This window comes from Micromonospora sp. LZ37, from assembly GCF_059359015.1.
Genome location: NZ_JCADBL010000012.1, coordinates 80,157 through 102,372, shown reverse-complemented (window position 1 = coordinate 102,372; position 22,216 = coordinate 80,157). Strand labels below are relative to the sequence as shown.

Below are 22,216 nucleotides of genomic sequence, written 5' to 3'. Positions count from 1 at the left end.
CGGGGCGGTCGCGGGGGCCCGGCCGGGACCGCCGCTGCTGATAGCGTGCGGTGGTCCGCCGCCGGAACGACGGGAGGGAGGAGCGCCGTGACCACACCGGAGCCCACCTTGTCCGTGGTCGTGCCGATGTTCAACGAGGAGAGCGTGCTGCCGCTGCTCGCCCGGCGGCTGCGCGCCGTCCTCGACGGCCTCGGCGAGGCGTACGAGGTGATGGCGGTCGACGACGGCAGCACCGACGGCACCGCGGCCGGGCTGACCGCCCTGCGCGCCGGTTGGCCACAGCTGCGGGTGCTGCGGCTGCGCCGCAACAGCGGCCACCAGGCGGCCCTGATCGCCGGGCTGCTCCGCGCCCACGGCCGGTACGTGGTCAGCATCGACGCCGACCTCCAGGACCCACCCGAGACGATCGTGGAGATGCTGCGCCGGGCCCGCGCCGACGACCTGGACATCGTGTACGGCGTCCGCGCCGACCGCAGCCGGGACACCCGGTTCAAGCGGTGGACCGCCTCCGGCTACTACCGGCTGATGCGCCGACTGGTCGGCAAGCAGGTGCCCGCCCAGGCCGGTGACTTCCGGCTGCTCAGCCGGGCGGCGGTGGAGGCGCTGCGGGAGCTGCCCGAGCGCAGCCCCGTGCTGCGGCTGGTGGTGCCCTGGCTCGGCTTTCCCAGCGGCGAGGTCGCGTACCGGCGGCAGGAGCGGGCCGCCGGGCGGACCAAGTACCCGCTGTCCCGGATGGCCGGGCTGGCCGCCGAGAGCGTCACCAGCTTCTCCGCCGCCCCGCTGCGCTTCGCCACCTGGCTCGGGCTGGCCGGGGTGGTGGTCTGCGGGGTGCTCGTGGTGGTGGCCGTGCTCGCCTGGCTGGCCGGCGCCACGGTGACCGGGTGGCCCTCGCTCTACGTCGCGATCCTCTTCCTGGGCGCGGTGCAGCTGCTCTGCCTCGGCCTGCTCGGCGAGTACGTGGCCCGGATCTACACGGCGGTGCAGGGGCGGCCGGCGTACTTCGTCGCCACCGACAGCGCCGCCGACCCGGCCACCGGCGGCGCGGGCCCGGCCCCCCGTGCCGCCGCCGCCGGGGACGCGGTCGAGCTGGCCGACAGCCTGCGGTGACCGCCCTCGCCACCGGGGACGCCGCCCCGTCGACCGCCGCACCGCGCCGCCGCCGGGCCGCGCGGCGCTACGCCCCGGCCCTGGCCGGGTACGCCTTCGTCGCGGTCACCCTGCTCGCCGCCGGCACTCCCGCGCTCGACCTGCTCCGCTACACCGGGTACGCGGCGCTGGCCGTGGTGCTGCCCGGCACGCTGGTCTGGCGGGCGCTGCGCCGCCGGCCGCACACCCTGGTCGAGGAGCTGGCCATGGGCGCCGCCGTCGGCCTGGTGCTGGAGCTGGTCGGCTGGGCGGTGTTCACCGCCGCCGGGGTGCCCGACCGGTTGCGGCTCTGGCCCCTCGCGGTGCTGCTGCCGTTCGCCCTGGTGCCCCGGCTGCGCCGGCACTGGCGGGCCGGCGACCTGACCCCGGTGCCCACCGGCTGGGCCTGGTCGCTCGCCGGGGTGGTCGCCGGCTTCACGCTCTATCTCTACGAGTCGTTCCTCAAGGTCAACCCGGTGCTCCCCACCGACGAGGGGCAGGCCCAGTACATCGACCTGGCGTTCCAGCTCTCCCTCGCCGGCGCGGCCACCCACCAGGTGCCGCTGGACGTGCCGCAGGTGGCCGGCGAGCCGCTGCACTACCACTGGTTCGGCTTCGCCCACCTCGCCGCGGCCAGCCTGGCCAGCGGGGTGGACCTGCCCACCGTCTTCTTCCGGCTGGGGGTGCCGGCGCTCTGCGCGCTCGCCGCCACGCTGACCGCGGTGGTGGGCTGGCGGATCACCGGGCGGCCGTACGCCGGGGTGGCCGCCGCCGCGCTGCTGTTCACGGTCGGCGAGTTCGGCTTCGAGAACGGCGTCCGGCAGCTCTTCGGCACCCAGGCCACCTTCATCGTCTGGGGCAGCCCGTCGATGACGTACAGCTGGGTGCTGCTGTTTCCGCTGATCGCCGTGCTGGCCGAGCTCGTCGGCCGGGCCCGGGGGTCGACGGTGCCACCGGTCGGCCGGGGCGCCTGGGTGCTGGCGGCGCTCTTCCTGGCCGCCTCCACCGGCGCCAAGGCCAGCTCCGTGCCGGTCGTGCTGGCCGCGCTCGCCCTCACCGCCGCGGTGACGCTGGTGGTCCGCCGGCGGCTGCCCCGGGCGGTGCTCGCCGCGGTGGGCCTGACCGTCGCGGCGCAGGTCTTCGCCACCGCGGTGCTCTTCGCCTTCGAGAGCCACGGGGTCACCGTCGACCTCTTCTCCGGACTGCGCCCGTACGTGGGCGAGCGGAACTCCGCCCCGGTGACCGGGCTGCTCTGGGCCGCGGTCCTGCTGGCCTTCCTGCTCAACCTCCAGCTCCGGCTGGCCGGGGTGGTGGCGCTGCTGCGGCTGCGCCGGGGGCGGCTCGAACCGGCGCAGGTCTTCCTGCTCGGCGGGGCGCTCGCCGGCCCGGCGATCTACCTGCTGGTCGGTCACCCCGGCAGCAGCAACCAGTACTTCACCCGCGCCGGCTTCGCGTTCGGCGTGCTGTTGTCGGCCTGGGGGTACGTCGAGCTGCTGGAGCGGGCGGCGCTGAGCCGCCGCGCCGCCGCGCTGCTCGGGGCGGGTACGGCCGCCTTCGCGGTGCTGCTCACCGCCGTCCAGCTGGGCTTCCCGGCGACCGTGGCGCCCGGCCGGGCGTACGCCCCGGTGCTGCCGCTGCTCTGCTGGGCGGCGGCCCTGCTGGTGCTGGCCGTGCTGGTGGCGCTGCTCTGGCCGGGGCTGGTCGACCGCTGGCCCGGGCTGGCCGGCCGGGGCGGTGCGGTGCTGCTCACCGGGGTGCTGGTGGCCGGGGCGCCGGGGCTGGTGCTGGACGCCGCGCAGGCCCGGACGTACCCGAACGGCGGCGCGTACCCGGTGGAGCGGATGCCCGCCTCCCGGGTGGCGGCGGCCCGCTACGTGTACGCGCACAGCGCGCCGGACGACGTGGTCGCCACCAACGCGCACTGCCGGGCGGTGGTGAGCGGCTGGTGTGACGCCCGCTCGTTCTGGCTCAGCGGGTACAGCCAACGGTCGGTGCTGGTCGAGGGCTGGGCGTTCGCGCCCCGCATGGTCGGCCTGCCCGGCGGCCCGTACGCCCCGTTCTGGGACGCCGAGCGGCTGCGGGCCAACGACGCCGCGTTCACCGCCCCCACCGCCGCCGGCCTGGCCGAGCTGCGCGACCGGTACGGGGTGCGGTGGCTGGTCGTGGACCGGCAGGTCGACCCGGAGTCCCCGGATCTGGCCGAGCTGGCCGACCTGCGGTACGCCAACGGGCGGACGGCGGTCTACCGGCTGCGCTGAGGACCGCTCTCCTCACTCGGGCAGGTCGGCGGTCCCCTTGGCCAACTGGTACGCCGGGAACATCGCCTCGAACTCCTCGTCGTCGATCGCGCCGAGGGTCAGCAGGACCGGGCCGGAGCGGCTGTCGACCAGGATGGCGCGACCGGGCGCGTCGGCGTCGGTCCAGGCCGCCTCGAAGGCGTCCAGCGAACCGGTCTTCAGCCGGCGGAACCGCGGCTCCCGCACGGTGCCGTACGCCTCCAGGAACCTCTCCATGGTGGCCTGTGGGGTCGGGGCGGCCCCCTCGATCCGCCAGGCCCGCATGAAGCCGATGTGGCCGGCGGGCTTCGCGTCGAACTCGCAGAGCATCACGGCGTTGCCGATCCGCGCGTCCGGCACCTTCACCGCCTCGACCTTCCACCTCGGCGGCACCGAGAAGGTGACCGGCAGCGGGCAGGTGCTGCCCTCGGCGCCGACGGTGGCGCCGGCCTCGGCCGGGGCGACGTCGTCGTACCAGGGCGCGCCCGCGGCGATCGGCGTGGCGGTCGGGCCGGCCGACGGCGGCGGCGCGGCGGCGGGCTCCTTCCCGTCCCCGGCGCAACCGGCCGTCACGGTGAGGGTGAGCGCGGCCAGTACGGCCACCCGTCGGATCATCTGACCACGTCCCCCGTCGTCGGTCGGGCCGTCGGGGTGACGGCCGGCAGATGTTAGCCGACGCGGGGAGGTGTCTGTGCCCTGCGGCCCGGCGCTCGTCGCCCGCCCGACCCGGCGGCGCGGGGCGGGGGTCAGCCCGGGCGGTGGGCGCGCAGCATCAGGGAGACGCCGGGCAGGGACCGCACCGGCAGGTAGCGCTCGGCGGTGACGATCGTGCGCAGTCCGAGGTTGACGACCGGGTGCAGCTCGTCCAGGTCGCTGCCGGTGGACGTCCGGCGACGCCAGGCCGCCACCGGTCGGAGCAGCACGTTCCAGCTCCACAGCTCGTCCACCACCAGCCCGGCCTTCTCCACCACCGCCCGCAGCGACCCCCGGTCGTAGCGGCGGACGTGCCCCACCGCCACGTCGTGCGCCGACCAGAGCGCCATGTCGCAGGGGACCGCGATCAGCGCCGTGCCGCCGGGGCGCAGCGTCCGGCGGATCTCCGCGGCCGCCAGGTGGTCCTCGTCGACGTGTTCGAGGATGTCGAAGGCCACCACCAGGCCCAGGCTGGCCGAGGGGACGGGCAGGTGCCGCGCGTCGGCCCGGATCACGTCCAGCCCGCGTTCGCGGGCCACCCCGGCGCCCTCCGCGCTGTACTCCAGGGCCAGCGGCCGCCAGCCGTGCGCCCGCAGCACCCGGGTGTTCCCGCCGCCGGCCGCGCCGATGTCCAGCGCCCGTTCCGGGCGCACTCCGGTGGCGGCCAGCCGGCGCAGCGCCCGGCCGAGCAGCGCCCGCCGCTCCCGGTACCACCAGTGGGTGTCCTCGAGCGCGGCGAGCTTGCGGATCTCGGTCGCTTCCACGGCGTACTCCTCGCGGGTTGGGCGCCCTCACCCTAGAGGAAGGGCCCCCTGCCACGCGCGAGGCGTTGCCAGGAGGCCCTTCCGCACCCCGCTCTACAGCGGGATGTTGCCGTGCGCGCCGCGGGCGGCCGGGGCGCCGGCGAGCGCCTGGGCGATCCGCCGCCGGGTCTCCTCCGGCTTGATCACGTCGTCCACCACGCCGATCTCCAGCGCCCGGTTGACGCCGCCGGCGACCCGGATCTGCTCCTCGATCAGCTGGGCGCGCAACGTCTCGCGCTGCTCCGCCGGGGCGGCGGCCAGCTTCTTGCGGTGCAGGATGTTGACCGCCGCGCTGGCGCCCATCACCGCGACCTCCGCGTTCGGCCAGGCGAAGACCGCGGTCGCGCCGAGTGAGCGGGAGTTCATCGCGATGTACGCCCCGCCGTACGCCTTGCGGGTCACCAGCGTCACCCGCGGCACCACCGCCTCGGCGAAGGCGTGCAGCAGCTTCGCCCCGCGCCGGACCACGCCGTCCCACTCCTGGCCCAGACCGGGCAGGTAGCCGGGCACGTCGACCAGCACGATCAGCGGCACCCCGAGGGAGTCGCACATCCGCACGAACCGGGCCGCCTTCTCGGCGCTGGACGCGTCGAGGCAGCCACCCAGCCGCAGCGGGTTGTTGGCGATCACGCCGACCGTCCGGCCGGCGAACCGGCCGAGCGTGGTGACGACGTTCGGCGCCCACTTGGCGTGCAACTCCACGCCGGGGGCGTCGAGCAGCGCCTTGACCACCGGCTTCACGTCGTACGCCCGGTTGGTCTCGGCCGGCATCTTCGCGGTCAGGTCGTGCCCGTCGTCGACGCCGGCGGGCACGTCGTCGGGGGAGAGCCGGCCCTGGTGGCCGAGGAGCGCGGCGAGCTTGCGCGACTCGGTCATCGCCGCCTCGTCGTCGGCGCAGGTCACGTGGACCACGCCGGAGCGCCGGCCGTGCGGCTCGGGGCCGCCGAGGCGCTCCATGTCGACCTGCTCACCGGTGACGCTGCGGACCACCTCGGGTCCGGTCACGAAGATCCGCCCGGCGCCGCTCATCACCACGATGTCGGTCAGCGCCGGCCCGTACGCGGCACCACCGGCCGCCGGGCCGAGCACCACGGAGATCTGCGGCACCCGGCCGGAGGCCCGCACCATGGCGGCGAAGACCTGCCCGACGGCGTCGAGCGCGACCACGCCCTCGGCCAGCCGGGCCCCGCCGGAGTGCCAGAGGCCGAGCACCGGCACCCGCTCCCGGACGGCGGTGTCGATCGCGTCGACGATGTGCCGGCACCCCTCGGTGCCCATCGCGCCGCCCATCTTCGTGGCGTCGGTGGCGTACGCGATCGCCGGGGTCCCGTCGATCTCGCCGCGGGCCCAGAGCACCCCGGAGGTGTCCCGCGGCGCCAGCAGGCGCAGCGAGCCGGTGTCGAAGAGGGCCCGGAGCCGCAGCTCCGGATCTCGGTAGTCCACGGTGGTGGTGTCCGCGCTGACGGCGGTGGTGGTCACGTGAGCCTCCAAGGCTGTGGTCTCAGGCCCGCGTGAAGACGAGAGCCACGTTGTGGCCGCCGAAGCCGAACGAGTTGTTCAACGCGGCGGGGATGTCCATGTGGCGCGCCTTGTTGGCGGCCACCTCCAGGTCGAGACCGTCGTCCGGGTCGTCCAGGTTGATCGTCGGCGGCACCACGCTGTCGCGGATCGCCAGGATGGTGGCGATCGACTCCAGCGCGCCGGCCGCGCCGAGCAGGTGCCCGGACATCGACTTGGTGGCGGTCAGCACCGGGTGGTCGCCGAGCGCCTGGTGCAGGGCCTTGATCTCGGCGATGTCCCCGACCGGGGTCGAGGTGGCGTGGGCGTTGACGTGCACGATGTCGGACTTCGCCACGTCCGCGTCGGCGATCGCCCTGGCGATGGCCCGGATCGCGCCGGCGCCCTCCGGGTGGGGCTGGACGATGTCGTAGCCGTCGGAGGTGATGCCGGATCCGGCCAGCCGCGCGTAGACCCGGGCGCCCCGGGCGGCGGCGTGCTCGGCCCGCTCCAGCACCAGGATGCCGGCGCCCTCGCCGAGCACGAAGCCGTCCCGGCCCTTGTCCCACGGGCGGGAGGCCCGCTCCGGCTCGTCGTTGCGGGTCGACATGGCCCGCATCGAGCTGAACCCGGCGATCGGCAGCTGGTGGATGACCGCCTCGGTGCCGCCGGCCACCACCACGTCGGCCCGCCCGGCGCGGATCATGTCCATGCCGAGCGCGATCGCCTCCGCGCCGGTCGCGCAGGCGCTGGCCACCGAGTGCACGCCCGCCTGGGCGCCGAGCTCCAGCCCCACCCAGGCGGCGGGGCCGTTCGGCATCAGCATCGGGATGGTGTGCGGGGAGACCCGGCGCGGCCCGGACGCCTCGAGGATGTCGTCCTGGGCGAGCAGGGTCAGGGCGCCGCCGATGCCCGAGCCGACGCTGACCCCGAGCCGCTCCTTGTCCAGCCCGGAGTCGGCCAGGCCGGCGTCGGCCCAGGCCTGCTGCGCCGCGATGATCGCGATCGCCTCGGAACGGTCCAGCCGGCGCAGCTTGACCCGGTCCAGCGTGCCGGCCGGATCCACCGCCAGCTGGGCGGCGATCCGGACCGGCAGCTGCCCGGCCCACTCCGCGGTGAGCGCACTCACCCCGGAGCGGCCGGCGAGCATGGCGTCCCAGGTCGACGCGACGTCCCCGCCCAGCGGGGTGGTCGCGCCGAGCCCGGTGACGACGACGTCGGTGCGACTCATATCAGGACTGCGCCTCGATGAAGCTGACGGCGTCCCCGACGGTCTTGAGGTTCTGCACCTCGTTGTCCGGGATCTTGACGCCGAACTTCTCCTCGGCCGCCACCACGACCTCCACCATGGAGAGCGAGTCGACGTCGAGGTCGTCGGTGAAGGACTTCCCCTCGGCCACGTCGTCCGGGTTCACCCCGGCAACCTCTTCGAGGATCTCGGCGAGGCCGGTGGTGATCTCGTCACGGGTCATTGCGGTTGGTTCCTCTCATCGGGGGTCACTCGGCGGTCGGCGTCGCCGGCCGCCGTTCCTGGGCGTGTGGACGCCGCAGGGGGTCTCAGGGGCACCGGACGACCTGTCCGGCGTAGGTCAGGCCGCCACCGAAGCCGAACAGCAGCACCGGGGCGCCGGAGGGCACCTCGCGCCGCTCGACCAGCTTGGACAGGGCCAGCGGCACGCTCGCCGCCGAGGTGTTGCCGGACTCGACGATGTCCTTGGCGATGATCGCCTGGGGGATGTCGAGCCGCTTGGCGATGCCGTCGATGATCCGGGAGTTCGCCTGGTGCGGCACGAACGCGGCCAGCTCCGACGGGTCGATCCCGGCCCGCTCGCAGGCCTGCCGGGCCAGCGGGGCCAGCGCGGTGGTGGCCCAGCGGAACACCGCCTGCCCCTCCTGCGCGATGTACGGGCGCCAGCCCTCGATGCGGACCGCGTCGCTCTTCTCCGGCACCGAGCCCCAGACCACCGGGCCGATCCCGGCGGGTTCGCCCTCGGCGGTGGCGGTGACCACCGCCGCGCCGGCGCCGTCGCCGAAGATGATGCAGGTGGAGCGGTCGGTCCAGTCGGTGAAGTCGGAGAGCTTCTCGGCCCCCACCACGATCGCGTTGCGGGCCGCCCCGGCCCGGATGGCGTGGTCCACCGTGCCCAGCGCGTACGCGAAGCCGGAGCAGGCGGTGTTGATGTCGTAGGCGCCCGGGGCGCTGATGCCCAGCTTGCCGGCGACCCGGCAGGCCACGTTGGGACTGCGGTCGACCGATGTGCAGGTGGCGACGACGACCAGGTCGATGTCGGCGGCGGTGAGGCCGGAGTTGGCCAGCGCCTTGCCGGCCGCCGCGGCGGCCATGTCGGCCACCGTCTCGCCGGCGTCGGCGATCCGCCGGGAGGCGATGCCGACCCGGTCCCGGATCCACTCGTCGTTGGTGTCCACCAGCTTGGCCAGGTCGTCGTTGGTCACCACGCGGGAGGGCTGGTAGTGCCCCAGCGCGAGGATCCGACTGCCGGTCATGAGGGACCTCCGATACGGGCGAGCGGTTGGCCCGGCGCGACCGGGTCGTCGTGGTGGGCGAGCCACTCGGTGAGCAGGCCGCTGTCGTGCGCGGTCACGTCGACCTCACCCTGTCGGGTGACGACGTGCCCGATCACCTGGCCCGCCCGGAGGTCGGCGCCCTCGGCGAGCTCCGTCGCGGGGGTGAAGGTGCCCGCGGCGGGCGAGACCACCACCCGGAACTGGATCACCGGCTCGTGGCCGCGCAGGCCGCTGTGCCGGGCGATCAGGTCGCGGGCGGCGGGCAGGTCGTCGGGGGTGTTCAGGGTGACGATCTCGGGGACGCCGGTGCCCTTGAGCTCCCGCTTGACCAGGCCGGCCAGGGTGCCGGCCGGCGGCAGCTCGATCACCCCGGTGACGCCCAGGTCGGCCAGCGTGCGCATGCACAGGTCCCAGCGGACCGGCGCGGTGACCTGCCGGACCAGCCGCTGCACCATCTCGCGGCCGTGGTTGACGGCCGAGCCGTCGAGGTTGGACAGCAGGATGCGGGCCGGCTCGGCCGGGCTGATCCCGGCGGCCACCCCGGCCAGCGCGGCCTCGGCCGGCGCCATGTACGGGGTGTGGAACGCCCCGGCCACCTGGAGCCGGATGATCCGGGTCTTCGCCGGCGGCTCGGCGGCGAGCTTGTCCAGCGCGTCGAGCGCGCCGGCGGCGACGATCTGGCCGGCGCCGTTGCGGTTGGCCGGGTGCAGCCCGTGCGCGGCGAGCGCGGCGAGGACCTCGTCCGGGTCGCCCCCGAGGACGGCCGCCATGCCGGTCGGCTCCAGGGCGCAGGCGGCGGCCATCTCGCGGCCGCGTACCCCGGCGAGGGTGATGGCCGCCTCGGCCGGGAGCACCCCGGCGAGCGCCGCGGCGCCGAGCTCGCCGACGCTGTGGCCGGCGGTGGCGCCGACGTCGTACATCGGCAGGTGCTCGGCGGCGAGCAGGGCGGCGGCGACCAGCAGTGGCTGGGTGCGGGCGGTGTCCCGGATCTCGTCGGCGTCGGCGTTCGTGCCGAGGTGCAGCAGGTCGACCCCGGCGAGCGCCGACCACCACCGCAGTCGTGCCTCGGTGCCGGGCAGATCGAGCCAGGGAGTCAGGAAGCCGGGTTTCTGGGAACCCTGGCCGGGAGAGAGTACGGCGAGCACGTCTATGACTCTCCTGGATACCTGTGGGTAGCGCTGTGCCGACAGCGACCAAACCGCACTAGAACCTTTGGAGGAATCCTACAAAGATCGGCGGGAGTCGTCACCTGTCTGTGATGTTTTCATCACGCCTGGGGTCATTGTCTGGGTCGGGACTGCTGCGACGCCTGGGACCACCGGGTCGAGCCGGCCCACGGTGAGTGCCACCTGGAGGGCGAACGCGTCCCGGGGGATCAGCGGGGAGAATCCGGTCACCTCGGCGATCCGGCGCAGCCGGTACCGCACCGTGTTGGGGTGCACGAACAGGGCCCGGGCGGCGCTCTCCAACGTCCCTCCGGCGGCGAAGAAGGCGTCCAGCGTCTCCAGCAGCTCACCCCCGGCGCGGAAGAGCGTCGCGTACACGTCGTGGCGCAGCCGCCGGCGGGCCTCGGGATCGCCGGCCAGGGCCCGCTCCGGCAGCAGCCCCGCCGCCGGCACCGGGCGGGGCGCCGTCGGCCAGGCCGGCGCCGCGCGGAAGCCGGCCAGCGCGGCCCGCGCCGACTCCGTCGCCTCGTCCAGACTGGGTACGGCCGGCCCCACCACCACCGGCCCGTCGCCGAACGCGGTCAGCAGCTTTTCCGTGGCGGCCATCGGGTCGGCCGCCCCGCCGAGGACGATCACCAGCCGGTCGCCGTGCACCCCGCCGATCACCTCCACCCCGATCCGCCGCGCCTGCCGGTAGACGGTGTGCAGCACGGCGGAGACCTCCCCGCCGGGGGAGCGCCCCACCGCCACCGCCACCGGTGGGGCGTCGGCCCAGCCCAGCGCCGCCGCGCGGCTGGCCAGCACGTCCGGGGAGTCCCCGCGCAGCAGCGCGTCGACCAGCAGCGCCTGCAACCGGGCGTCCCAGGAGCCGCGCGACTCGGCGGCGCGGGCGTACACCCGGGCGGCGGCGAAGGCGATCTCCCGGGAGAAGCGCAGCACCGCCTCGCGCAACTGCTGCTCCTCGCCCCGGGCGGCCAGGTGGGCGACCTGCTCCTCGACCACCTCGATGGTCACCTTGATCAACGCCACCGTCTGCTGGAGGGTGATGGAGCGTGCCAGGGCCTGCGGGGCGGTGGCGAAGACCTCGTCGGAGACCTCCTGGGTGCTGTCGGCGGTGCCGCCACCGGAGCGCAGCCACTGCACCAGGGAGCGGGCGCCGGCCTGCGCCACCAGCATCACCCAGGAACGCTGGTCGGCGGGGAGTTCCCGGAACCAGGGCAGGGTCTCGTCCATCCGGGCCACACTCGCCGTCGCCAGCGCCCCCGCCGCGCGCTCGATGCGGCGCAGCGTGGCCGACAGCTCGATACCGCCCGGCTCGCTCACCGGTCCAGCCTGACACGTCCTGAGCAGGGCCTCCACGCCGGGCGGTCAGCGCACCGGGGGCAGGCCCCCGCGACCGGCGCCCTTGAGCGACGCGTCGAGCGACCCACCGGGAGTGTGCAGGAAGCACCACGCGCCCGGCAGGCCTGCCTCCCACTCCGGCTCCAAGGGAAAGACGGGCAGCGCCTCCAACCGGCCGCGCAGCTCCCGCTCCGGCGCACCGACGTAACGGGCGACCATGCTCAGGCAGCCCGCACGGAAGTCCTCGTCGGTGAGTTCGCCGGCCTCCGGTTCGGCGCGCCAGGCGCCGACGAACTCGGTGTCGTGCGGCCCCGTGCAGGAGGCCGGCGGGATGTTGACCCGCTCCTCGGTCAGCTCGGGCCGGACGTAGCAGCCCAGCCGCAGCGGCGACTCGCCGGCCAGGGCGCCGCGCAGGCTGTTCGCCCGGGGGTTCGGCGTCCACCGGTCCAGCGCCAGCATCTCGACCAGGTCGCAGCGGTACCAGCGTTCCCCCGCCGTCCAGCGCGCCGCCGACGGGGTGAGCACGCGCAGCGCCAGCCGCGACTCCCGCCACTCGCCGGCCAGGAAGTCGTGGGCCACCGTGTCGCAGGAGGCGTAGACCTGCCAGAGCCCCTCGGTGTCGGCGGCCGGGGGCGCCGACGCGGCCGCGTTCGCCCCGCCGAACCGGCCGACCATGATCGTCTCCGCCTCGTGCTTCGCCGAGCAGGCGATCGGGGCGTACGCCTCGGGGCTGCGGTCGTCGGAGGCCGTCGCGTGGCAGACGCCGGCCTCGGGCGCGAAGGTCGAGGCGGCCCGCTCCGGTGGGCTCCCGCCGTCGCAGCCCGCCACCGTGGCGGCCAACGCCACCAGAACCGTCGCTGCCCACCGTCGCATGCGACCCCCCGCTTTACGGCCCTCCGACGGACCGCCGGTGCCGAGCAGCGTACGACGGCGGGTCCATCCGCCGTGGCCCCGCGAGTGCGCGGGTCAGGGCCCCGGGGGTGCGGGCAGGTCCAGCTCCTGGGCGAGGATGGCGGCCTGCACCCGGCTGCGCAGCCCCAGCTTGGCCAGGATCCGGCTGACGTGGGTCTTGACCGTGCTCTCCGCCATCGTCAGCCGCTCGGCGATCTGCTGGTTGGACAGCCCGCCGCCCAGGCAGGCCAGCACGTCCCGCTCCCGGGCGGTCAGCGCGGCCACCTCCGCCCGGGCCGCCGCCGGTGCCGCCGGGGCGGTCGCCGCGAAGGCGGTGATCAGCCGCCGGGTGACGGCCGGGGCGATGACGCCCTCGCCCCGGGCGACCGTCCGCACCGCGCCCACCAGGCCCGCCGCGTCGGTGTCCTTGAGCAGGAACCCGGCCGCGCCGGCGCGCAGCGCGCCGAAGACGTACTCGTCCAGGTCGAAGGTGGTCAGCACCAGCACGTCGGCCAGGCCGGCGGCGACGATCTCCCGGGTGGCGGAGACGCCGTCCAGCCGGGGCATCCGCACGTCCAGCACGGCCACGTCCGGACGCAGCTCCCGACAGAGCCGCACCGCCGTCTCACCGTCGCCCGCCTCGCCCACCACCTCGATGTCGGCCGGGCCGGAGAGGATCAGGGCCAGGCCGGCCCGGACCGCTTCCTGGTCGTCGGCGAGGACGACCCGGATCATCGCGGGCCCCCGGTGGGCAGGGTGGCGCGGACGCGCCAGCGCCCACCGTCGCGACCGACGTCGAGCCCGCCGTTGAGCAGCGCGGCCCGTTCCCGCATCCCGATCAGCCCGGCGCCCGCGCCGGGCAGGCCGTCCCCGGAGTCCCGGACCGGGTTCTCCACCGTGACCACCACCTCCGTCGGCCGGTACGCCACGGTCAGCTCCGCCGTGCCCGCCCCGTGCTTCAGCGCGTTGGTCAGCGACTCCTGCACGATCCGGTACGCCGCCAGGTCCACCCCGACCGGCAGCGGCCGGGGCGTGCCGGTGACCGTGGCCCGTACCCGCAGCCCGGCGGCGGTGGCCCGGTCGACGAGCTGGTCCAGCTCGGCCAGGCGTACCCAGGTCGCCTCCTCGGCCGGGTCGCCGGCCGCCGGCTCCCGGAGCAGCCCGATCAGCTGCCGCATCTCGGCCATGCCCTGCACGCTGCTCTCCCGGATGACCCGCAGCGCCGCGTCGACCCGGTCCCGGTCCAGCTTCGGCGCGGAGAGCGCGGCGGTGGCGTGCAGGGCCACCGCGCTGAGGTGGTTGGCGACCACGTCGTGCAGCTCGCGCGCCATCCGGGCCCGCTCGGCCAGCACCGCCTGGCGGCGGTCCCACTCGACCAGCCGGGCGGTCTGCTCGGCCCGGGCCCGTTCCGCGGTGGCCTGGTCCCGGTACTGCCGCACGCTGATCCCGGTCAGCACCGGCAGGACACCGGCGAACGTGATCGGCACGCCGGCCGCGACGCCCCGCCAGCCCCACCGCGCCACGCCGGCCGCCGCGGCGGCCACGCTGAGCGCGACGGTGACGATCAGCAGCCGGCGCCACCACCGGGCCGGGCCGTAGACGCAGGCGTCGTAGAGCACCTGGGTGTAGACCAGGGGAGTGCCGAGCGAGCCACCCAGCAGGGCGTCGGCGACGACGGCGGCGGTGCCGAGCGCGAGGCTGGCCCCGGTGGCCACCCGGCGCAGCCCGACGGCGACGCAGACCGCGGTCAGCGGCACCAGGAACAGCGCCTCGGGCAGGTCCGGATGCCAGGGCAGCTGGGGCTGGAAGCCCACCGCGTGGACGATCAGGCCGCCGGCGAGGGACGCCCCGGCCAGCGCCAGGTCGCGCCCGCGCGTACCGGGGCCGATCGACGCCGGCGTCCGCATGCTCCGATCCCACCACATGCCGCGCCGCCCACCCTCCGCCCACGGGAGGAGGGCCGGCGGCGGCTTCTCCTCCGAAGGAGGTACGGAACCGCGCCAGCTGCCCGGGGGTCCGTCGAAGGACGGACCCGGATCTCGTTCCCCGCGCCGAGGCGGCCCCGCCCCGAGCGGGCCAGGCTGGACACCGACGAGGGGGAGGTCGACATGCTGCTGGCGGTGATCGCCGCGTGCGAGATCGGGTTCTGGGTGGTGCTCGGCGCCGGGCTGGTCGCCCGGTACGTCCTGCGCCGGCCCCGGCTGGGCGCGGCGTTGCTGATCTGCGTGCCGCTGGTGGACCTCGTCCTGCTGGTGGCGACCGCGCTGGACCTGCGCCGGGGCGCCACCGCGAACGTCTCCCACGGGCTGGCCGCGGCGTACCTCGGCTTCTCGGTGGCCTTCGGCCACTCGATGGTCCGCTGGGCGGACCAGCGCTTCGCCCACCGCTTCGCCGGCGGCCCGCCGCCGGTGCGGTCACCCCGGTACGGCCGCGCCCGGGTCCGGCACGAGTGGCGCGAATGGGGCAAGGGGCTGCTCGGCTGGGCGATCGCCTGCGCCCTCCTCGGCGCCGGGATCATCTACGTCGGCGACGCCGCGCGCACCCAGGAGCTGTGGGGCTGGATCCGCAACCTCACCCTCGCCATCGTGATCTGGCTGGTCGCCTTCCCGGTCTGGGAGACGATCTTTCCGCGCCGGCCGAAGCCCTGACACCGGGTACGCGCTGCGCGGAGCGTCGGTGCCGGCCAGTACGGTGGCACTGCCGTCGGGGCGACCTCCCGGCGCGCGAGCGCGAGCGTGAGGAGACCGGGATGGCGCACGGGGAGGCCGAGCACGGCTGCGCCCAGGGTGAGCCCTGCCGGCCGGGCCACCACGAGCAGCCGGGGCCGGGTCGGCCCCACCGCCGGGTGGTGGCGGCGCCCTTCGCGGCCGAGCCGGCCGGCCGGGCCGACGAGGACCCGACGCTGCCCCGCCAGCGCGTCGCCGAGCCCGCCCTGCCGGACCCGTCGGCGCCCCGCCAGCGCCCCGGTGAACCTCCGGCGGCCGAGGAGACCGTCCCGCCGGCGGCCCGCCGCTGCCGCAGCGACCTGGCCGGCTGGGCCGGCGCCCACCGGCACGGCCCGGTCCGCCCGGCCCGGCGACCCGACCGCCGGGAACGACCACCGCACCGGTGGTGCTGACCACCTGAGGGCCGCCCGGCGGCTAGCGTGGGCGGGGTGAAGGCGATCGCGATCGACGCGTACGGCCCCGCCGAGCGGCTCGCCGTCCGGGAGCTACCGGAGCCACCGGTCGGGCCGGACACCGTGCTGGTGCGGGTCCGCGCGGCCGGGGTGAACCCGGTCGACTGGAAGGTCCGCGAGGGGCACCTGGCCGGCGTGCTGCCCACCCACTTCCCGCTGGTGCCCGGCTGGGACGCCGCCGGGGTGGTGGCCGCGGTGGGACCGGCGGTGACCGGTTTCGCCGTGGGCGACGAGGTGATCGGGTACGTCCGCCGCGACCACGTCCAGCACGGCACGTACGCCGAACTGGTCCCCGCCCCCGAACGGTGCCTGGCCGACAAGCCGGCGCAGGCGTCCTGGGCGCAGGCGGGCGGGTTGCCGCTGGCCGGGCTCACCGCGTACCAGGCGTTGCAGTTGGTCCGCACCGGCCCCGGGGACACCGTGCTGGTGCACGGCGCCTCGGGCGGGGTCGGGCACCTGGCGGTGCAGCTGGCCCGGGCGCTCGGCGCCGATCGGGTGATCGGCACGGCGGGTGCGGCCAACCACGACTTCGTCCGCGCGCTGGGCGCCGAGCCGGTCAGCTACGGCGCCGGCCTGGCCGACCGGGTCCGCGCGGTCGCGCCCGACGGGGTGGACGTGGCGCTGGACCTGTTCGGCGGGGAGGCGTTGGACGTCTCGGCCGAGCTGCTCTCCCGCCCGGCGCGGCTGGTGTCGACCGCCGACCCGGAACACGTCACCCGGCTCGGCGGCAGCTACCTCTTCGTCAAGCCGTCCACCGCGGACCTCACCGCGCTGGCCGGCCTGGTGGACGCGGGGCGGCTCGCCGTGCACGTCGAGCGGGTTTTCCCGCTGGCCGAGGCCGCCGACGCCCAGCGACTGGTCGAGGCCGGGCACGTCCGCGGCAAGGTGGTGCTGGAGGTCTGAGCGGCCGGCGGCCGGGGCTCAGCGGGTACGGCGGCGGATCAGCAGCGCGATCCCGGCCAGCCCGGACGTGATCACCAGCATCACCCCGACGTTGAGCAGCAGCAGACGCTGGAGCTCGGCCAGGGCGTCGTCGATGTCCTTCGCCGGGTTGAGGGAGTCCTCCGGGATCACCCGCTCGCCGCCACCGACGCCGCCGCTGACCGTGTCGAACTGCCGCTCCAGCGGCACTCCGACCGAGCGCAGCGTCTCGGACATGTTGAGCCGGCCGAGGAACCAGCCGGCGGTGGTCTTGCGGGAGTCGGGCTGCTTCGCCGGCCGGTAGGCCCGCGGCCCGCCCTTGGCCAGGGGGTAGAGGTCGAAGGTCTGCCGGGGCTTGTCGCCGGCGAGCACCACGATCGTGTACTTCGGACCGAGGTCCGCGGCCTTCGGGCCCTTCGCCGCGCCGGTACGGCCGAACCAGCTCACCTGGTCGATCACGGCGACCACCTGGGCCGGCTGGTCGCCGGCCCGCAGCCGCAGCGGCTCGGTGAGCCCGACGCCGGTGATGTCCACCCCGGCGGGCGGTGGCTTGGGCGCCGCCCGCTCCGCCCCGGCCCGCGCCGGCGACGCCAGCCCGACGGTCAGCACCGCGACCGCCGCCACCGAGACGAGCCTGCCGAGCAGTCGCCTCACCCTTCCGACCATGGCCGCCTCCTCGCCCCGTTCGATGGATGGCTGTGCTGCAGGGTCACGCGTTGGTGGTCGACGGTGGTGAGCCAACCCGCAGGCAGGGATCCCACTTCACAGACTCCGCAGAACGTCGCTCGGTTGCAGCTGCTGGAACAGTATTTGGAACTATCTGCGATCCTGGGCCGACTAATGGTCAGCCGTTGATCAGCGGGCGGATCGTACCTTTGCGGAGGCGTTCATGGGGGGCAGGGTCGCACGTGTGGCGGGAAGCTGGCCAGCACTTGTCGGCGTGGCGCTCGGTGTGTCGTTGCTGCCGGCCACGCCGGCGTTCGCGCACAACTCGTTGACCGGCAGCAACCCGGCCGACGGGGCCCGGGTGGCGGCCGCGCCGGCCCGGATCGAGCTGCGCTTCCTGGCGAAGCCCGACCCCGGTACGACGAAGATCACACTGGTCGGGCCGGACAACGTGCCGGCCGCGGGCGGTGCGCCGAGCTTCACCGGCAGCCGGGTCAGCGTGCCGTTCCGGCCCGGGAAGGCCGGTCTCTACATCGTCGGCTACCAGGTGGCGTCCAGCGACGGGCACCCGGTGCGGGGCGAGGTGCGCTTCACCCTCACCACCGGCACCCCGGCGAAGTCGGCCACCGCCGCCGCGCCGGGCGCGTCGGCGACCGCCGGCGTCCCGACGGAGTCGGCGTCCGTCGGCGCGCCGGGCCCGTCGGCGTCCGCGACCGCGAAGGCCCCGTCGGCGTCCGTCGCCACGGCGGCGACGTCGGCCGTCCCGGCGTCCGACGTCCGGCAGGCCGGCGACGGTGGGCGGGCCTGGCCGTGGGTGCTCGGCGCGGGGTTGGCCGCCGCCGCGCTCGCCGCCGCCCTGCTGCTGCGCCGCCGCCGAGCTGCCGGCGGCTGACGCCGCCGCGCTCGCCGTCGGCCGATTCCGGCCCGTACGACGAAGGGCCCGCCGGTGACCGGCGGGCCCTTTCACGCGTACGTCAGACCAGGCGGACCCGGGCGGCGCGCAGCCGGGCCAGGGTGCGCTCCCGGCCGAGCACCTCCAGCGACTCGAAGAGCGGCAACCCGACGGTGCGGCCGGTGACCGCGACCCGGACCGGGGCCTGCGCCTTGCCCAGCTTCAGGCCGCGCTCGGCGCCGACCGCCTCCAGGGTGGACTTCAGCGACTCGGCGTCCCACGAGGCGAGCGCCGCGTAGCCGGCGATAGCCGCGTCGAGCAGGTCGGCCGCGCCCTCCTTCATCGCCTTGGCCCAGGCGGCCTCGTCGATCAGCGGGTCGGCCAGGAAGAGGAAGTCGACGTTCGGCACGATCTCGCTGAGCACCGCGATCCGGGTCTGCGCCAGCGGCGCCACGGCGGCGAACGTGGCGGCGTCGAACTCCTCCGGCTGCCACGGCGGTGGCGCGATGGTGTCGGTGCCGGTCAGCCAGGGCTGGCAGGCGGCGACGAAGTCGTCGACCGGCAGCGCCCGGATGTACTCGCCGTTGAAGGCGCGCAGCTTCTTCTCGTCGAAGAAGGCGGGGGAGGGGTTGACCTCCTCCAGCCGGAACTCCTCCTCGATCACGGACCAGGGCACGATCTCGCGGTCGTTCGACGGCGCCCAGCCGAGCAGCATCAGGTAGTTGCGCATCGCGTCGGCGAGGTAGCCCTCGTCCCGGTACGCCTCCAGGGCGACCTTGTCGCGGCGCTTGGAGAGCTTCTGCCGCTTCTCGTTGACCACCACGGGCACGTGCGCCCAGACCGGCGGCTTGACCCCGAGCGCGTCCCAGAGCAGCTGCTGCTTCGGGGTGTTGGGCAGGTGCTCCTCGGCCCGGATCACGTGGGTGATCCCCATGGTCATGTCGTCGACCACGTTGGCCAGCAGGAAGACCGGCGAGCCGTTGCCCCGGGCGATGACGAAGTCCTCGATCAGCTTGTTCTCGAAGGTCGGCTCGCCGCGGATCAGGTCGACCACCACGGTCTCGCCCTCGTCGGGGGTGCGGAAGCGCAGCGCGCGACCCTCGCCCGCCGTCAGGCCCCGGTCCCGGCAGAAGCCGTCGTAGCCCTGGTACTGGGAGCCGGTGCGGGCCTGCACGGCCTCCCGGGTGCAGTCGCAGTAGTACGCCCGGCCGGACTCGTGCAGCCGCTGGGCGGCGGCGCGGTGCTCCCCGGCGTTGCCGGACTGGAAGTACGGGCCCTCGTAGCTGCCCCGGGCGATGCCGATCCAGTCCAGCGCCGAGAGGATGCCCTCGGTCCATTCGGGCTTGTTGCGTGCCGCGTCGGTGTCCTCGATGCGCAGCACGAAGACCCCGCCCTGCTGCTTGGCGTAGATCCAGTTCTGCAGCGCCGAGCGGGCGCCGCCGACGTGGAACATACCGGTCGGGGAGGGGGCGAAGCGCACACGTACCGTCACGTGCTCCAGCCTACGGCCGTTCGCGAGCCGATCACGGAGGGGCCCCTCGTTCAGCGGACCGCGCGGATCTTGAGGACCAGCGCGCTGCCCAGCAGGGTGACCACCGCCGTGGTGGCGTAGAGCGTCGGATACCCGCCCAGGTGCACCACGATCGGTGCGGAGATCGCCGGGCCGAGCACCTGCGGCGCGGAGTTCGCGATGTTGATCACGCCGAGGTCCTTGGCCCGGTCGGTGGCCCGGGGCAGCACCTCGGTGATCAGCGCGGCGTCCACCGACAGGTAGACGCCGTAGCCGGCGCCGAGCAGCAGCGCGGCGACCACCGCCGTCGACCAGACCGGCGCGACGGCCAGCAGCAGCGCCGCCACCGCCATGATCACACCGGCGGCGATCACGTAGACCTTGCGCCGGCCCGAGGAGTCCGACAGCCGCCCGGCGACCACGGCGGTGGTCATCAGGCCGACGGTGTAGAGCAGGATCAGCACCAGCAGCCCACCCTCGGGGTCGGGGTGGCGCACCCCGTCGGTGAGGAAGTACAGCAGGTAGAGGGTGCCCAGGGCGTTGCCGATCTGGACCAGGAACCGGGTGATCCAGGCCCAGGCGAAGTCGGGGTGCCGGCGCGGGTCGATCCACATCGAGGCGGCCAGGGCCCGCAGCCGCAGCGCCGGCCGGTGCGTACGGGGCAGCGGGTCGTCGGGGGTGAACAGCGCGAAGGGCAGCGACAGCACCAGCACCGCCACGGCGATCGCCGCGTATCCGGCGGTGGTGCCGCGCACCACGGCGGTGACCAGCACCGCGCCCATCACCAGGCCGAGGGCCTGTGGGATGCCCACCCAGCCGGAGACGCCCCCGCGCTGGGTGACCGGGACCCGGTCCGGGACGGCGGCGGTGAGGCTGGCCAGCATCGCGTTGAAGCAGACCTGGGCGGCGACCCAGCCCAGGGCGATCCCGGCGACGGTCTGCTGCCGGGCCAGCAGCATCAGGGCCAGCGCGCCGAGCAGCGCCCCGCCCGCGGTCCAGACGTGCCGCCGGCCCAGCTCCCGGCCGCCCAGCCGCAGGCAGGTACGGTCCGACCAGGCGCCCGCGAGCGGGTTGGCGAGCACCGCCGCGAGCGCGCCCAGCCCGGTGACCACGGCCAGCATGGCCTCCTTGTCCCCGGGCGCGATCCGCTCGATCTGCTGCGGTAGCAGCACCTGGATCGGGGTGAAGAAGGCCATCCAGACGCCGAGGTTCGCCGCGAAGATCAACGCGATCCAGCCGCGGCGCACCGGCACGACCGGCTCGGCGAGCGCCGCCGGCAGCGAGGCCGGCGTCGGGTCGATCGTGGTCACCGGCGGACGACCTGGTCCCGGTACCAGGCGTACGAGGACTTCGGGGTGCGGACCTGGCTGTCGAAGTCGACGTGCACCAGGCCGAACCGCTTGGTGAAGCCCTCGGCCCACTCCCAGTTGTCCAGCAGCGACCAGACGAAGTACCCGGTCACGTCGACGCCCTCGTCGATCGCCGCGCGCACCGCGCGCAGGTGCCCGTCCAGGTACGCGATCCGCTCCGGGTCGTGCACCCGCCCGTCGGCGTCCGGCGCGTCGTCGTAGGCGCACCCGCTCTCGGTGATCTGGATCTCCGGCAGCGCGTCGCCGTACCGGTCCCGCAGCCCGACCAGCAGCTCGCGCAGGCCGTCCGGGACCACCGGCCAGTCGAAGGCGGTGCGCGGGTACCCGTCCAGCGGCACCAGTTCGAACGGCAGGGGCGAGTCCGGCTCGGGGGCGCGGACGCCGGTCGGGTTGTAGTAGTTGACCCCGAGCACGTCGATCGGCGCGGCGATCATGTCGAGGTCGCCGTCGCGCACCACCGCCGGGTCGAAGCCGGGCGGGTAGCCCTGACCCAGGAGCGGGTCGGTGAAGAGCCGGTTGTGCAGCGCGTCGTACGCCAGCGCGGCGGCCCGGTCGGCGTCGGTGTCGCCGTACCGGACGACGGGGGAGTAGTTGTTGGCGATGGCGACCGGGCTGGTGCTGCGGGCGCGCAGCGCGCTGACCGCCAGGCCGTGCCCGAGCAGTTGGTGGTGGGCCACCGGGAAGGCGTCCAGGAGCAGGAACCGGCCGGGGGCGTGCACGCCGGTGGCGTGGCCGAGGCTCAGGTGGACGAACGGCTCGTTGAGGGTGATCCAGAGCTTCACCCGGTCGCCGAGGCGGGCGGCGGTCAGGTCGGCGTACTCGGCGAACCGGTCGGCGGTGTCCCGGTTGAGCCAGCCGCCGGTCTCCTCCAGCGGCTGCGGCAGGTCCCAGTGGAACAGGGTGGCGACCGGGTCGATGCCGGCGGCCAGCAGGTCGTCGACGAGGCGGTCGTAGAAGTCCAGCCCGGCGGGGTTGGCCGCCCCGGTGCCGCGGGGCTGCACCCGCGGCCAGGCGATCGAGAACCGGTACGCCGAGATGCCCAGCCCGGCCATCAGCGCCACGTCCTCGCGGTGCCGGTGGTAGTGGTCGCAGGCCACGTCACCGGTGCTGTGGTCGGCGATCCGCCCGGGGGTGTGGGCGAAGGTGTCCCAGATGGACGGCCCGCGTCCGTCGGCGGTGGCGGCTCCCTCGATCTGGTACGCGGAGGTGGACACCCCCCAGCGGAAGCCGGTGGGGAACGCGGGCATCGGCGTGGTCGTCATCCACCCTCCCAGAGACGCGAATCGTGTTCGGGACTCTAGGGTGCGGACGGTGCTCGCGCCATAGGCCCGCGACGATCCGTACGCAAGGGTTTTCGGCGT

General features: G+C 75.1%; 21 protein-coding genes. 6 read left to right on the top strand and 15 right to left on the bottom strand.

The features are described from left to right. Positions 1 to 87 precede the first annotated feature (87 nt). Positions 88 to 1,107, top strand: a complete 1,020-nt coding sequence (locus AC5L3Z_RS23225; protein ID WP_494844999.1) for a glycosyltransferase family 2 protein — start codon at positions 88 to 90, stop codon at positions 1,105 to 1,107. Beyond that, on the top strand, positions 1,104 to 3,383 hold the full coding sequence (locus AC5L3Z_RS23220) for a hypothetical protein (RefSeq protein ID WP_494844997.1): 2,280 nt from the start codon (positions 1,104 to 1,106) through the stop codon (positions 3,381 to 3,383). The genes AC5L3Z_RS23225 and AC5L3Z_RS23220 overlap by 4 nt, the downstream gene beginning before the upstream one ends. Positions 3,384 to 3,395: 12 nt before the next feature. Here the strand turns inward: AC5L3Z_RS23220 and AC5L3Z_RS23215 are convergent, their stop codons facing one another. The 11 genes from AC5L3Z_RS23215 to AC5L3Z_RS23165 all read right to left on the bottom strand — a co-directional run bounded on the left by AC5L3Z_RS23215 (position 3,396) and on the right by AC5L3Z_RS23165 (position 14,225). Beyond that, positions 3,396 to 4,016 carry a lipoprotein gene (locus tag AC5L3Z_RS23215; protein WP_494844995.1) on the bottom strand — a complete coding sequence of 207 codons (621 nt, stop codon included), beginning with the start codon at positions 4,014 to 4,016 and terminating at the stop codon, positions 3,396 to 3,398. 131 nt (positions 4,017 to 4,147) lie between these two features. Further along, entirely contained in the window at positions 4,148 to 4,858 is a 711-nt protein-coding gene (locus AC5L3Z_RS23210; protein WP_494844994.1) for a class I SAM-dependent methyltransferase, read from the bottom strand. A gap of 93 nt (positions 4,859 to 4,951) precedes the next feature. Then, complete coding sequence (locus tag AC5L3Z_RS23205) at positions 4,952 to 6,376, bottom strand: acyl-CoA carboxylase subunit beta (RefSeq protein WP_494844992.1); 1,425 nt, start codon at positions 6,374 to 6,376, stop codon at positions 4,952 to 4,954. A 22-nt stretch (positions 6,377 to 6,398) separates the two neighbouring features. After that, on the bottom strand, positions 6,399 to 7,625 hold the full coding sequence (gene fabF, locus AC5L3Z_RS23200; RefSeq protein WP_334615800.1) for a beta-ketoacyl-ACP synthase II: 1,227 nt from the start codon (positions 7,623 to 7,625) through the stop codon (positions 6,399 to 6,401). A 1-nt stretch (position 7,626) separates the two neighbouring features. Next, the gene (locus AC5L3Z_RS23195; RefSeq protein ID WP_007463517.1) at positions 7,627 to 7,866 is read right to left on the bottom strand and encodes an acyl carrier protein; all 240 of its coding nucleotides are present in this window, start codon (positions 7,864 to 7,866) and stop codon (positions 7,627 to 7,629) included. A gap of 85 nt (positions 7,867 to 7,951) precedes the next feature. Beyond that, entirely contained in the window at positions 7,952 to 8,899 is a 948-nt protein-coding gene (locus AC5L3Z_RS23190) for a beta-ketoacyl-ACP synthase III (RefSeq protein WP_334528650.1), read from the bottom strand. Further along, on the bottom strand, positions 8,896 to 10,065 hold the full coding sequence (locus AC5L3Z_RS23185; protein WP_494844991.1) for an acyltransferase domain-containing protein: 1,170 nt from the start codon (positions 10,063 to 10,065) through the stop codon (positions 8,896 to 8,898). Before AC5L3Z_RS23185 ends, AC5L3Z_RS23190 begins: the two co-directional genes overlap by 4 nt. A 78-nt stretch (positions 10,066 to 10,143) precedes the next feature. Next, the gene (locus tag AC5L3Z_RS23180) at positions 10,144 to 11,445 is read right to left on the bottom strand and encodes a PucR family transcriptional regulator (protein ID WP_494844989.1); all 1,302 of its coding nucleotides are present in this window, start codon (positions 11,443 to 11,445) and stop codon (positions 10,144 to 10,146) included. Between the two features lie 9 nt (positions 11,446 to 11,454). Beyond that, positions 11,455 to 12,300: a septum formation family protein gene (locus AC5L3Z_RS23175; protein WP_494844988.1), complete on the bottom strand. Its 846-nt coding sequence runs from the start codon at positions 12,298 to 12,300 to the stop codon at positions 11,455 to 11,457. A gap of 93 nt (positions 12,301 to 12,393) precedes the next feature. Continuing rightward, positions 12,394 to 13,053, bottom strand: a complete 660-nt coding sequence (locus AC5L3Z_RS23170; RefSeq protein ID WP_494844987.1) for a response regulator — start codon at positions 13,051 to 13,053, stop codon at positions 12,394 to 12,396. After that, positions 13,050 to 14,225 (bottom strand): sensor histidine kinase, encoded by a 1,176-nt coding sequence (locus AC5L3Z_RS23165; RefSeq protein WP_494844986.1) that lies wholly within the window; start codon positions 14,223 to 14,225, stop codon positions 13,050 to 13,052. The genes AC5L3Z_RS23170 and AC5L3Z_RS23165 overlap by 4 nt, the downstream gene beginning before the upstream one ends. Positions 14,226 to 14,426: 201 nt before the next feature. Between AC5L3Z_RS23165 and AC5L3Z_RS23160 the strand changes: the two genes are divergently transcribed. The 3 genes from AC5L3Z_RS23160 (at position 14,427) to AC5L3Z_RS23150 (ending at position 16,399) form a co-directional block, all read left to right on the top strand. Then, entirely contained in the window at positions 14,427 to 14,966 is a 540-nt protein-coding gene (locus tag AC5L3Z_RS23160) for a hypothetical protein (RefSeq protein ID WP_494844984.1), read from the top strand. A gap of 101 nt (positions 14,967 to 15,067) precedes the next feature. Continuing rightward, on the top strand, positions 15,068 to 15,436 hold the full coding sequence (locus AC5L3Z_RS23155; protein ID WP_494844983.1) for a hypothetical protein: 369 nt from the start codon (positions 15,068 to 15,070) through the stop codon (positions 15,434 to 15,436). Positions 15,437 to 15,472: 36 nt separating this feature from the next. Continuing rightward, positions 15,473 to 16,399 (top strand): NADP-dependent oxidoreductase, encoded by a 927-nt coding sequence (locus AC5L3Z_RS23150; protein ID WP_494844982.1) that lies wholly within the window; start codon positions 15,473 to 15,475, stop codon positions 16,397 to 16,399. Positions 16,400 to 16,417: 18 nt separating this feature from the next. Here AC5L3Z_RS23150 and AC5L3Z_RS23145 read toward each other — a convergent pair whose 3' ends face one another. Then, positions 16,418 to 17,083 (bottom strand): hypothetical protein, encoded by a 666-nt coding sequence (locus AC5L3Z_RS23145; protein ID WP_494844981.1) that lies wholly within the window; start codon positions 17,081 to 17,083, stop codon positions 16,418 to 16,420. Positions 17,084 to 17,327: 244 nt separating this feature from the next. Between AC5L3Z_RS23145 and AC5L3Z_RS23140 the strand changes: the two genes are divergently transcribed. Then, positions 17,328 to 17,975, top strand: a complete 648-nt coding sequence (locus tag AC5L3Z_RS23140; RefSeq protein ID WP_494844979.1) for a copper resistance CopC family protein — start codon at positions 17,328 to 17,330, stop codon at positions 17,973 to 17,975. A gap of 82 nt (positions 17,976 to 18,057) precedes the next feature. On the opposite strand, the gene gltX is transcribed toward AC5L3Z_RS23140, so the two are convergent. The 3 genes from gltX to AC5L3Z_RS23125 are packed head-to-tail and all read right to left on the bottom strand — an operon-like array spanning position 18,058 to position 22,117. Then, positions 18,058 to 19,467: a glutamate--tRNA ligase gene (gene gltX, locus AC5L3Z_RS23135; RefSeq protein WP_494844978.1), complete on the bottom strand. Its 1,410-nt coding sequence runs from the start codon at positions 19,465 to 19,467 to the stop codon at positions 18,058 to 18,060. Between the two features lie 50 nt (positions 19,468 to 19,517). After that, positions 19,518 to 20,795 (bottom strand): MFS transporter, encoded by a 1,278-nt coding sequence (locus tag AC5L3Z_RS23130; RefSeq protein ID WP_494844976.1) that lies wholly within the window; start codon positions 20,793 to 20,795, stop codon positions 19,518 to 19,520. Then, positions 20,792 to 22,117 (bottom strand): GH1 family beta-glucosidase, encoded by a 1,326-nt coding sequence (locus AC5L3Z_RS23125; protein WP_494844975.1) that lies wholly within the window; start codon positions 22,115 to 22,117, stop codon positions 20,792 to 20,794. The genes AC5L3Z_RS23130 and AC5L3Z_RS23125 overlap by 4 nt, the downstream gene beginning before the upstream one ends. Positions 22,118 to 22,216: the final 99 nt, after the last annotated feature.

What these genes read in the sequence shown, in the direction of transcription:
- AC5L3Z_RS23215 (WP_494844995.1), bottom strand. Translation starts at nt 4,016, where the DNA reads ATGATCCGACGGGTGGCCGTACTGGCCGCGCTCACCCTCACCGTGACG.
- fabF (WP_334615800.1), bottom strand. Translation starts at nt 7,625, where the DNA reads ATGAGTCGCACCGACGTCGTCGTCACCGGGCTCGGCGCGACCACCCCG.
- AC5L3Z_RS23195 (WP_007463517.1), bottom strand. Translation starts at nt 7,866, where the DNA reads ATGACCCGTGACGAGATCACCACCGGCCTCGCCGAGATCCTCGAAGAG.
- AC5L3Z_RS23190 (WP_334528650.1), bottom strand. Translation starts at nt 8,899, where the DNA reads ATGACCGGCAGTCGGATCCTCGCGCTGGGGCACTACCAGCCCTCCCGC.
- AC5L3Z_RS23175 (WP_494844988.1), bottom strand. Translation starts at nt 12,300, where the DNA reads ATGCGACGGTGGGCAGCGACGGTTCTGGTGGCGTTGGCCGCCACGGTG.
- AC5L3Z_RS23170 (WP_494844987.1), bottom strand. Translation starts at nt 13,053, where the DNA reads ATGATCCGGGTCGTCCTCGCCGACGACCAGGAAGCGGTCCGGGCCGGC.
- AC5L3Z_RS23165 (WP_494844986.1), bottom strand. Translation starts at nt 14,225, where the DNA reads ATGCGGACGCCGGCGTCGATCGGCCCCGGTACGCGCGGGCGCGACCTG.
- AC5L3Z_RS23160 (WP_494844984.1), top strand. Translation starts at nt 14,427, where the DNA reads ATGCTGCTGGCGGTGATCGCCGCGTGCGAGATCGGGTTCTGGGTGGTG.
- AC5L3Z_RS23155 (WP_494844983.1), top strand. Translation starts at nt 15,068, where the DNA reads ATGGCGCACGGGGAGGCCGAGCACGGCTGCGCCCAGGGTGAGCCCTGC.
- AC5L3Z_RS23145 (WP_494844981.1), bottom strand. Translation starts at nt 17,083, where the DNA reads ATGGTCGGAAGGGTGAGGCGACTGCTCGGCAGGCTCGTCTCGGTGGCG.
- AC5L3Z_RS23125 (WP_494844975.1), bottom strand. Translation starts at nt 22,117, where the DNA reads ATGACGACCACGCCGATGCCCGCGTTCCCCACCGGCTTCCGCTGGGGG.